Origin of the sequence: Endozoicomonas acroporae (assembly GCF_002864045.1) — a bacterium.
GTDB lineage: Bacteria > Pseudomonadota > Gammaproteobacteria > Pseudomonadales > Endozoicomonadaceae > Endozoicomonas > Endozoicomonas acroporae.
The window spans coordinates 1-11884 of the sequence record NZ_PJPV01000154.1; the positions used below are offsets into that span (position 1 = coordinate 1).

Sequence of the window (11884 nt, forward strand, 5' to 3'; positions counted from 1 at the left end):
AAGAGTCTGAACTCATTACCTCCGGTTGACCTGCTTCTGCCAGATCACAACATAGTGATCGAAGTTCAGGGACCCTTTCATTACGTGGGTGGTGATTTCAATACCAGGAACGGTTCGACTCTGCTGAAAATCGCACTGTTGCAAAAATCCGGATTTGAGGTCATTGAAATTCCGGGTAACATGCTCTTGAGTCAGGATTTAATAAAACCATACATTGATCAAATAAAGACCAGGATAAGCATCCCGCTACAGGGGCATGGCTCTGTATCACTTAAAAGAGGGTGGACAGATGCTGCATACGTTACTGCCGAAGAATATTTAGCAGAGCAAACCAACCCGGCAAAGAGGAAGAAAACAAACAGTCAGTAATCACCTTCCTCCCATCATGAATCAAGTAAACTTTTCCGCACAATGAACTTCGGAGCAGAACAGCAGTCTGCTTTTTATATTTTCATGAATTAATGAAATATAATTATAGATAGAAGTTCTGCTGGTATCAGTGGTCAATACGCAACATCAGATAACGGTTACAACCAACCGAATGGCCATGCCCCTTCTTCAGGGCGTGGGCGATATAGACATGCCACAGTCAGACAATGGAATCATCCCCCCCGCACTGCACCGGGTCGCAATGAATTTTACCATTCTTCTGGCACACGCTCTTCTCAACATCTACAGTGCCGTTCAGTAAACTCTGCTCAAGATTTTAATGCCCTCATCAAACCAGAAATAATGGCTGGTCTGGTGAGCAAATCGCATCGTTTCGGTCATCGCTTGATGGGAGAGATCACGGCCTATATCCCATTTCAGTTAAAAAATACACGTTAGCTGCCAAAAGACCGTTAAATCGAGCGGAACAAAGCCAGCTGATGCGTCTGCTGCAAAATTTCGCAGCAACGCGGAGCTGGAATTGGCGAAGCCTGACGACAATATTTCACTCATTGACTTCAGCAGGTGTTTTTACCCCTCATAAACCCATGGATGAGCGTGTTAAGCATACTCAAGCTGCCTTATTGTCAACGCTACTGGATGCAATAAGATTCAATTGCAGCAAAAAAGCTGATGCCAGGGATATTGATGCCCAGGGAATCGCCAACCTGCTTTGGGTTATGGCGAAACTGGCAGACATCGCGCAGGAGCCGACACCCGGGCTCAACGAAACCGTGACCGCGTTGTTGCCCTATGTGAAGGCACAGAAAGCTAACTTTAAACAACAAGGTATCACCAACCTGCTGTGGGCCACGGCGAAACTGGCGGACAACGGGCAGGAGCAGACAGCCAGGTTTAAAGTGGCCATGGCCGCGCTGTTGCCCTTCGTGAATGCACTGAAAGCCAATTTTAATCCACAGGAAATCGCCAATCTGCTGTGGGCCACGGCGAAACCGGGTGAACTCCTTGAGCTGAACATAGTGACTACTGCGTTTGAATCTCTTATCTACCGAATCAGTGAAACCCCTCAGCTCTCTCAGCAAGACATATGGATGTCTCTATGGGGAGTAATGGTATGGTGTGCCAGGTTGTCCCTGATCTCCAACGCCAATCAAAATAGCGTGATTGAAAAGTACATGGATGACCTGTTTACTCGTCTGGAAAATACCTCCCCAAACAATGAAGATGAACAATCCATCATTGCCCTGGCCGCAAGTTGGCTTGGGAGAGCGTGTCCGATCGTCCCCCATTACCTGCGCACCATGTCACAACCTCAAGCCGAATTCCGCGATCAACTCCAATCATGCATTCCCTCATTGAAGATTGAAGAAGAAAAGTACCTGAACTCACTGCCTCCGGTTGACCTGCTACTGCCAGATCACAACATGGTTATTGAAATTCAGGGACCGTTTCATTACGTGTGTGGTGATTTCAAAACCAGGAATGGTTCGACTCTGTTGAAAATCGCACTGCTGAAAAAAGCAGGATTTGAGATCATGGAAATCCCTGCTAACACGGTTTGGGACCAGGATTCAATAAAACCATGTATTGATCAAATAAAGACCAGGGAAGGAGCTTCCAGACTTGAGTCTGAATCCACAGGTGATCCTTTGGCAGATTAAGCAAAATGAACTTCTGAACAACACCGAAGTCTGCTTTTTATATTCTCATGAATTGATGAAATATAATTATGGATAGAAGCTCTGCTGGTATCAGTGGTCGATACACAAGATATGATAACGGTTACAACCAACCGAATGGCCAGGTCGCTTCTTCAAACCGTGGGCGATATAGGCATGCCACAGTCAGACAATGGAATCATCCCCCCCGCAATGCACCGGGTCGCAATCAATTTTACCATTCTTCTGACACACGCTCTTATCAACATCTACAGTGCCGTTCAATAAACTCTGCTCAAGATTTTAATGCCCTCATCAAACAGGAAATAATGGCTGGTCTGGTGAGCAAAGCGAATCTTTTCGGTCATCGCTATGATGGGCGAGATCACGGCCTATATGCCAGTTCAATTAAAAAATACACGTCAGCTGCTAAAAGACCGTTAAATCGAACAGAACAAAGCCAGCTGATGCGTTTGCTGCAAAATTTTACCGTAACACGGAGCTGGAATTGGCGAAGCCTGACGACAACATTTCACTCATTGACTTCAGCGGGTGTTTTTACTCTTCATAAACCCATGGATGAGCGAGTTAAACTTGTTCAGGCTAACTTATTGTCAACACTATTTGATTCAATAATATTTAACTGCAACCAACAACTTCCAGTCAGAGATATTGATACCCAGGGTGTCGCCAACCTGCTGTGGGCCATGGCAAAACTGGTGAACAACGGGCAGGAACGGACACCAGAGTTCAACGAGGCCATCGTCGCTTTGTTACACCGCGTGAACGCACAGAAAGCTGACTTTAAACCACAGGAAATCGCCAACATGCTGTGGGCCATGGCGAAACTGGTGGACAATGCTCAGGAGCAGACGCCAGAGTTCAACGAGGCCGTGGCTGCGCTGTTGCCCCACGTGAACACACAGAAAGACCAATTTATTCCTCAGCATATCGCCAACCTGCTGTGGGCCATAGCGAAACTGGTGGGCAAAGGGCTGGAGCGGACACCAGGTCTCAACAAGGCAGTGGCCGTGCTGTTGCCCCAAGTGAACGCACAGAAAGCTAACTATAAACCACAGGAAATCGCCAACCTGCTGTGGGCCATGGCGAAACTGGTGGACAGCGGGCTGGAGCAAACACCAGAGCTCAAAGATGCTGTGGCCAGACTGTTGCCCCACGTGAACGCACAGAAAGACCAATTTATTCCTCAGGGCATCGCCAACCTGCTGTGGGCCATGGCGAAACTGGTGGACAACGGCCAGGAGCGGACACCAGAGCTCAAAGAGGCTGCGGCCGCGCTGCTGTCCCACGTGAACGCACAGAAAGCTAACTTTAAACCACAAGGTATCGCCAACCTGCTGTGGGCCATGGCGAAACTGGTAGACAACGGCCAGGAGCGGACACCAGAACTCAAAGAGGCTGCGGCCACGCTGCTGTCCCACGTGAACGCACAGAAAGCTAACTTTAAACCACAAGGTATCGCCAACCTGCTGTGGGCCATGGCGAAACTGGTGGACAACGGCCAGGAGCGGACACTAGAGCTCAACGAGACCGTGGCCGCGTTGTTGCACCAGGTGAACGTACAGAAAGACCAATTTAATGCCCAGGAAATCACCAACCTGCTGTGGGCCATGGCGAAACTGGTGGACAGCGGGCTGGAGCGGATAACGGAGCTCAAAGATGCTGTGCCCGCACTGTTGCCCCACGTGAATGCACAGAAAGACCAATTTATTCCCCAGCATATCGCCAACCTGCTGTGGGCCATGGCAAAACTGGTGGACAACGGGTACCAGCAGACACCAGAGTTCTACCAAGCGGTGGCTACGCTGTTGACCTGCGTGATCGTACAACAAGCTAACTTTAACCCACAGGAAATTGCTAACCTGCTGTGGGCCATGGCGAAACTGATGGATCTCGGGCAGGGGCAGACAGCAGGGCTCAACGAGGCTGTGGTCGCGCTGCTGCCCCCCGTGAACGCACACAAAGACCAATTTAATACCCAGGGTATTGCCAACCTGCTGTGGGCCATGGCCAAACTGGTGAACAGCGGGCAAGAGCTGACACCAGAGCTCAAAGATGCTGTGGCCACACTGTTGCCCAACGTGAATGCACAGAAAGACCAATTTATTCCCCAGCATATCGCCAACCTGCTGTGGGCCATGGCGAAACTGGTGGATAACGGCCAGGAGCAGACACCAGAGCTCAAAGATGCTGTGGCCACACTGTTGCCCAACGTAAATGCACAGAAAGACCAATTTATTCCCCAGCATATCGCCAACCTGCTGTGGGCCATGGCAAAGCTGGTGGACAACGGGTACGAGCAGACACCAGAGTTCAACGAAGCAGTGGCGACGCTGTTGCCCAACGTGAATGCACAGAAAGACCAATTTATTCCCCAGCATATCGCCAACCTGCTGTGGGCCATGGCAAAACTGGTGGACAACGGGCAAGAGCAGACAGCAGGGCTCAACGAGGCTGTGGTCGCGCTGTTGCCCTTCGTGAACGCACAGAAAGATCAATTCAATGCCCAGGGTATTGCCAACCTGCTGTGGGCCATGGCCAAACTGGGTGAACTCATTGAGCTGAATCTGGCTATCTCTACCTTCGAATCGCTTGTCTATCGAATCAATAAGAACCTGCTGTTGTCTCAGGAAGAGATATCCATGTCTCTCTGGGGAGTCATGGTTTGCTGTGCCAGGTTGGCTCTGGACTCCAATGCCAATAACAATAACGTGCTTGAAAAGCACATGGATGACCTGTTGACTCGCCTGGAAAATACCTCGCCAGATAATGAAGAGGATCAATCCATCATGTTCATGGCCGCACGTTGGCTTGGCAGACCCTGTACGGTCGTTCGCCATTACCAGACAAACATTTCAAAAACCCAGGTCGACTTCCGCGATCAACTCCAATCATATCTGCCCTCTTTGAAGATTGAAGAAGAAAAGAGTCTGAACTCATTACCTCCGGTTGACCTGTTTCTGCCAGATCACAACGTTGTGATTGAAGTTCAGGGACCCTCTCATTACGTGGGTGGTGATTTCAACACCAGAAATGGTTCGACTCTGCTGAAAATCGCACTGCTGCAAAAATCAGGATTTGAGGTCATTGAAATCCCGGTTAACCAGCTTTTGCACAACGATTTAATGAAACCCTATATTGATCAAATAAAGATCAGGGTAAGCATCCCGCCACAGGGTCACGGCTCTGTTTCACTTAAAAAAGGGTGGGCAGGTGCTGCATGCGTGACTGGTGAAGAACATTTAGCAGAGCAAACCAGCCCGGCAAAGAGGAAGAAAACAAGCAGTCAGTAATCGCCTGACTCCCATCATGACTCAAGTAAACTTTTCTGCAAAATGAACTTCTGGGCAGAACAGCAGTCTGCTTTTTGTATTTTCATGAATTAATGAAATATAATTATGGATAGAAGTTATGCTGGTATCAGTGATCAATACGCAAGATCAGATAACGGTTACAACCAACCGAATGGCCATGCCCCTTCTTCAAGGCGTGGGCGATACAGACATGCCGCAGTCAGACAATGGAATCATCCCCCCCGCACTGCACCGGGTCGCAATGAATTTTACCATTCTTCTGGCACACGCTCTTCTCAACATCTACAGTGCCGTTCAGTAAACTCTGCTCAAGATTTTAATGCCCTCATCAAACCAGAAATAATGGATGATCTGGTAAGTCAATCGGATCGTTTCGGTCAACGCTATAATGGGAGAAATCACGGGCAGTATGCCAGTTCAATTAAAAAATACACGTCAGCTGTTCAAAGACCGTTAAATCGAGCTGAACAAAGCCAGCTGATGCATTTGCTGCAAAATTTCACAGCAACACGGAGCTGGAATTGGCGAAGCCTGACGACAACACTGCACTCATTGACTTCAGCGGGTGTTTTTACCCTACACAAACCCATGGATGAGCGAGTTAGACTTACTCAGGCTAACTTATTGTCAACGCTATTTGATGCAATAATATTTAACTGCAACCAAAAGCCTCCAGCCAGGGATATTGATGCCTTGGGAATCGCCAACCTGCTGTGGGCCATGGCAAAACTGGTGGACAACGGGCAGGAACTGACACCAGAGCTCAACGAGGCTGTGGTCGCTTTGTTACACCACGTGAACGCACAGAAAGCTCACTTTAAACCACAGGAAGTCACCAACCTTGTGTGGGCCATGGCAAAACTGCTGGACAACGGGCAGGAGCGTACAGCAGAGCTCAAAGAGGCTATGGCCGCCCTGTTGCCCCTCATCAACGCACAGAAAAACCAGTTTAATGCCCAGGCCATTGCCAACCTGCTGTGGGCCATGGCGAAACTGGTGGGCAACGGGCTGGAGCGGACACCAGGGCTCAAAGAGGCCGTGGCCACGCTGTTGCCCCTCGTGAACGCACAGAAAAACCAACTTAATGCCCAGGGCGTTGTCAACCTGCTGTGGGCCATGGCAAAACTGGAGAACAACGGGCTGGAGCGGACACCAGGTCTCGAAGATGCGGTGGCCGCCCTGCTGCCCCTCCTGAATGCAAAGAAAGACCAATTTAACGCCCAGGGCATTGCCAACCTGCTGTGGGCCATGGCGAAACTGGTGGACAACCGGCTGGAGCGGACACCAGGACTCAACGAGGCTGTGGCCGCCCTGTTGCCCCTCGTGAACGCACAGAAAAACCGATTTATTCCTCAGCACATCACCAACCTGCTGTGGGCTATGGCGAAACTGGTGGACAACAGGCTGGAGCGGACACCAGGGCTCAACGAGGCTGTGGCTGCCCTGTTGCCCCTCATGAACGCACAGAAAAACCAACTTAATGCCCAGGGCATTGCCAACCTGCTGTGGGCCATGGCGAAACTGGTGGACAACGGGCTGGAGCGGACACCAGGGTTCAACGAGGCCGTGGCCGCCCTGCTGTCCCTCCTGGACGCACAGAAAAACCAACTTAATGCCCAGAACATTGCCAACCTGCTGTGGGCCATGGCGAAACTGGTGGACAACGGGCTGGAGCAGACACCTGTGTTCAAAGAGGCCGTGGCCGCCCTGTTGCCCCACGTGAACGCACAGAAAGACCAATTTATTCCGCAGGCTATTGCCAACCTGCTGTGGGCCATGGCGAAAATAGTAGACATCGGGCAGGAGCACACTTCAGGGGTCAAAGAGGCCGTAGCCGCGCTGTTGCCCCACGTGAACGCACAGGAAGACCAATTTAATGCCCAGGGTATCGCCAACCTGCTATGGGCCATAGCGAAACTGGTGGACAACCGGCTGGAGCGGACACCAGGGCTCAAAGAGGCTTTAGCCGCCCTGTTGCCCCTCGTGAGCGCACAGAAAAACCAATTTATTCCTCAGCAAATCGCCAACCTGATGTGGGCCATGGCAAAACTGGTGGACAACGGGCTGGGGCTGACTCCAGAGTTCAAAGAGGCCGTGGTTGCGCTGTTGCCCCAGGTAAATGCACAGAAAGCCAACTTTAAACGACAGGAAATCGCCAACCTGCTGTGGGCCATGGCAAAACTGGTGGACAGCGGGCTGAAGCAAACACCAGAGCTCAAAGAGGCCGTGGCCGCGGTGTTGTCTCAGATGAACGCACAGAAAGCAAACTTCAATCCGCAGGAAATCACCAACCTTCTGTGGGCCATGGCAAAACTGGTGGACAACGGGCAGGAATGGACACCTCGTCTGAAAGAAGCCATAGCCGCGCTGTTGCCCTACGTGCACAGACAGAAAGACCAATTTGTTCCGCAGGGAGTCGCCAACTTGCTCTGGGCCATGGCGAAACTGGTGGACAACAGCCAGGAGCAGACACCCGATTTCAACAAGGCCGTGGCCGCGCTGCTGCCCCACATGAAAGTACAGAAAGCTGACTTTAAACCACAGGGAATCGCCAACCTGCTGTGGGCCATGGCGAAACTTTTGTACAACGGGATGGAGCAGACACCCGGTTTCAAAGAGGCCGTGGCCACACTGCTGCCCCTCGTGGACGCACAGAAAGACCAGTTTATTCCTCAGCATATCGCCAACCTGCTGTGGGCCATGGCAAAACTGGTGGATAGCGGCCAGGAGTGGACACCAGAGTTCAAAGAGGCCGTGACCGCGCTGTTGCCCCGCGTGAACGCACAGAAAAACCAATTTAATGCCCAGGGTATTGCCATCATGCTGTGGGCCATGGCGAAACTGGGTGAACTCCTTGAGCTGAACGTGGTTACCTCTACGTTCGAATCGCTTGTCTATCGAATCAGTGAGAACCCTCAGTTTTCACAGAAAGAGATACCGTTGTCTCTCTGGGGAGTAATGGTATGCTGTGCCAGGTTGTTTCTGGATTCCAATGCTAATAAAAGTAACGTGTTTGAAAAGCACATGGATGACCTGTTCACTCGCCTGGAAAATACATCGCCAGACAATGAAGAGGAACAATCCATCATTACCATGGCTGCAAGTTGGCTTGGCAGAGCCTGTCCGGTCGTTCGCCATTACCACACAAACATTTCAAAAACCCAGGTCGACTTCCGCGATCAACTCAAATCATCTATTCCATTTTTGAAGATCGAAGAGGAAAAGAGTCTGAACTCATTACCTCCGGTTGACCTGCTACTGCCAGATCACAACATGGTGATTGAAGTTCAGGGTCCCTCTCATTATGTGGGTGGTGATTTCAACACCAGGAATGGTTCAACTCTGCTGAAAATCGCACTGCTGCAAAAAGCAGGATTTGAGGTCATTGAAATCCCGGCTAACCAGCTTTTGAACAACGATTTAATGAAACCATACATTGATCAAATAAAGATCAGGATAGGCATCCCGCCACAGGCTCATGACTCTGTATCACTTAAAAGAAGGTGGGCAGGTACTGCATACATTACTGGTGAAGAACATTTAGCAGAGCAAACCAACCCGGCAAAGAGGAAGAAAACAAGCAGCCAGTAACCGCCTTCCTCCCATCATGACTCAAGTAAACTTTGCCGCACAATGAACTTCTGAACAGAACAGCAGTCTGCTTTTTATATTTTCATGAATTAATGAAATATAATTATGGATAGAAGTTCTGCTGGTATCAGTGGTCAATACCCAAGATCAGATAACGGTTACAACCAACCGAGTGGCCATGCCCCTTATTCAAGGCGTGGGCGATACAGACATGCCACAGTCAGACAGCGGGATAGTCACCCCCGCTCTACCCCGGGATGTAATAAATTTCACCATTCTTCTGGCACACGCCCTTCTCAATATTTAATGCACCGTTCAGTAAACTCTGCTCAAGATTTTAATGCCCTCATCAAACCAGAAATAATGGCTGGTCTGGTGAGCAAATCGCATCGTTTCGGTCATCGCTATGATGGGAGAGATCACGGCCTATATGCCAGTTCAGTTAAAAAATACACGTTAGCGGCTAAAAGACCGTTAAATCGAGTGGAACAAAGCCAGCTGATGCGTTTGCTGCAAAATTTCGCGGCAACGCGGAGCTGGAATTGGCGAAGCCTGACGACAACATTTCACTCATTGACTTCAGCAGGTGTTTTTACCCCTCATAAACCCATGGATGAGCGTGTTAAGCATACTCAAGCTGCCTTAATGTCAACGCTACTGGATGCAATAAGATTCAAGTGCAGCAAAAAAGCTGATGCCAGGGATATTGATGCACAGGGAATCGCCAACCTGCTGTGGGCCATGACGAAGCTGGTGGACAACGGGCAGGAGCAGACACCAGAATTCAACAAGGCCATGGTCGCGCTTTTGCCCCACGTGGACGCACAGAAAGCTCACTTTAACCCACAAGAAGTCGCCAATCTGGTGTGGGCCATGGCGAAACTGCTGGACAACGGGCAGGAGCGTACAGCAGAGCTCAACGAGGCCGTGGCCGCCCTGCTGCCCCTCGTGCAAGCACAGAAAAACCAACTTAATGCCCAGGGCATTGCCAACTTGCTGTGGGCCGTGGCGAAACTGGTGGACAACGGGCTGGAGTGGACACCAGGGCTCAACGAGGCCGTGGCCGCCCTGTTGCCCCTCGTGAAAGCACAGAAAGACCAATTTATTCTTCAGCATATCACCAACCTGCTGTGGGGCATGGCGAAACTGGTGGACAATGGGCAGGAGCAGACACCAGAACTCAACGAGGCCGTGGCTGTCCTGTTGCCCCTCGTGGACGCACAAAAAAACCAACTTAATGCCCAGGGTATTGCCAACCTGCTGTGGGCCATGGCAAAACTGGTGGACAACGGGCAGGAGCAGACACCAGAGTTCAACGAAGCCCTGGCCAAGCTGTTGGCCCACGTGAACGCACAGAAACCTGACTTTAAACCACAGGGGATCGTCAATCTGCTGTGGGCCATGGCGAAACTGGTGGACAACGGGCAGGAGCAGACAGCAGAGCTCAAAAAAGCAGTGACCGCGCTGTTGCGCCACGTGAACGCACAGAAAGCTAACTTTAATCCTCAGCAAATCACCAACCTGCTGTGGGCCATGGCAAAACTGGTGGACAACGGGCAAGAGCAGACAGCAGAGCTCAAAAAAGCAGTAACCGCGCTGTTGTGTCACGTGAACGCACAGAAAGCTAACTTTATTCCTCAGGAAATCACCAACCTGCTGTGGGCCATGGCAAAACTGCTGGACAACGGGCAGGAACAGACACCAGAACTCAACGAGGCCGTGGCCGTGCTGTTGCCCCACGTGAACGCACAGAAAGACCAATTTATTCCTCAGCACATCGCCAACCTGCTATGGGCCATGGCGAAACTGGTGGACAGCGGGCAGGAGCCGACTCCAGGACTCAGCAAGGCCATAGCCGCGCTGATGCCCCACGTGAACATCCAGAAAGCTAACTTTAAACCACAAGGTATCGCCAACCTGCTGTGGGCCATGGCAAAACTGGTGGACAACGGGCAGAAGAGGATACCAGGGCTCATGGAGGCCGTAGCCGCGCTGTTACCCCGCATGCACGCACAGAAAGACCAATTTAATGCCCAGGGTATCGCCAACCTGCTATGGGCCATGGCGAAACTGGTGGACAACGCGCAGGAGCGGACACCAGAGCTCAACGAGGCTTTAGTCGCGCTGTTGCCTCTCGTGAACGCACAAAAAGCTAACTTTAAACCACATGAAATCGCTAACCTGCTCTGGACCATGGCGAAACTGGGTGAACTCCTTGAGCTGAACGTGGTTACCTCTACGTTCGAATCGCTTGTCTATCAAATCAGTGAGAACCCTCAGTTTTCTCAGCAAGAGATACCGTTGTCTCTGTGGGGAGTCATGGTATGCAGTGCCAGGTTGTTTCTGGATTCCAATGCTAATAAAAGCAGCGTGTTTGAACAGCTCATGGATGACCTGTTCACTCGCCTGAAAAATACATCGCCAGACAATGAAGAGGAACAATCCATCATTACCCTGGCTGCCAGTTGGCTTGGCAGAGCCTGTCCGGTCGCTCGCCATTACCACACAAACATTTCAAAAAACCAGGTCGACTTCCGCGATCAACTCAAATCATCTATTCCATCTTTGAGGATTGAAGAAGAAAAGAGTCTGAACTCATTACCTCCGGTAGACCTGCTACTGCCAGATCACAACATGGTGATTGAAGTTCAGGGCCCCTCTCATTACGTGGGTGGTGATTTCAAAACCAGGAATGGTTCGACTCTGCTGAAAATCGCACTGTTGCAAAAAGCAGGATTTGAGGTCATTGAAATCCCGGCTAACCAGCTTTTGAAGAAAGATTTAATGAAACCCTATATTGATCAAATAAAGATCAGGGTAAGCATCGCGCCACAGGGTCATGACTGTGTATCACTTAAAAGAGGGTGGGCAGATGCTGCATACGTGACTGGTGAAGAACATTCAAAATAG

The 11884-nt window shown here is 50.5% G+C and carries 6 protein-coding genes; all 6 read left to right on the top strand.

What is annotated here, in order from left to right; genetic code table 11:
• On the top strand, positions 1–369 hold a 369-nt coding region (locus CX664_RS20965), incomplete at its 5' end, for an RAP domain-containing protein (protein WP_146000189.1).
• A gap of 130 nt (positions 370–499) precedes the next feature.
• Entirely contained in the window at positions 500–691 is a 192-nt protein-coding gene (locus CX664_RS25880; protein ID WP_146000190.1) for a hypothetical protein, read from the top strand.
• A gap of 178 nt (positions 692–869) precedes the next feature.
• Entirely contained in the window at positions 870–2051 is a 1182-nt protein-coding gene (locus CX664_RS20970; RefSeq protein ID WP_101748615.1) for an RAP domain-containing protein, read from the top strand.
• Positions 2052–2119: 68 nt separating this feature from the next.
• Positions 2120–5362 (top strand): RAP domain-containing protein, encoded by a 3243-nt coding sequence (locus CX664_RS20975; RefSeq protein WP_101748616.1) that lies wholly within the window; start codon positions 2120–2122, stop codon positions 5360–5362.
• Between the two features lie 105 nt (positions 5363–5467).
• Entirely contained in the window at positions 5468–8974 is a 3507-nt protein-coding gene (locus tag CX664_RS20980) for an RAP domain-containing protein (protein WP_101748617.1), read from the top strand.
• Between the two features lie 105 nt (positions 8975–9079).
• On the top strand, positions 9080–11884 hold the full coding sequence (locus CX664_RS20985; protein WP_101748618.1) for an RAP domain-containing protein: 2805 nt from the start codon (positions 9080–9082) through the stop codon (positions 11882–11884).

Excerpts from the sequence above, each read along its gene's own strand:
- CX664_RS20970 (WP_101748615.1), top strand. The coding sequence starts at position 870 with ATGCGTCTGCTGCAAAATTTCGCAGCAACGCGGAGCTGGAATTGGCGA.
- CX664_RS20975 (WP_101748616.1), top strand. The coding sequence starts at position 2,120 with ATGGATAGAAGCTCTGCTGGTATCAGTGGTCGATACACAAGATATGAT.
- CX664_RS20980 (WP_101748617.1), top strand. The coding sequence starts at position 5,468 with ATGGATAGAAGTTATGCTGGTATCAGTGATCAATACGCAAGATCAGAT.
- CX664_RS20985 (WP_101748618.1), top strand. The coding sequence starts at position 9,080 with ATGGATAGAAGTTCTGCTGGTATCAGTGGTCAATACCCAAGATCAGAT.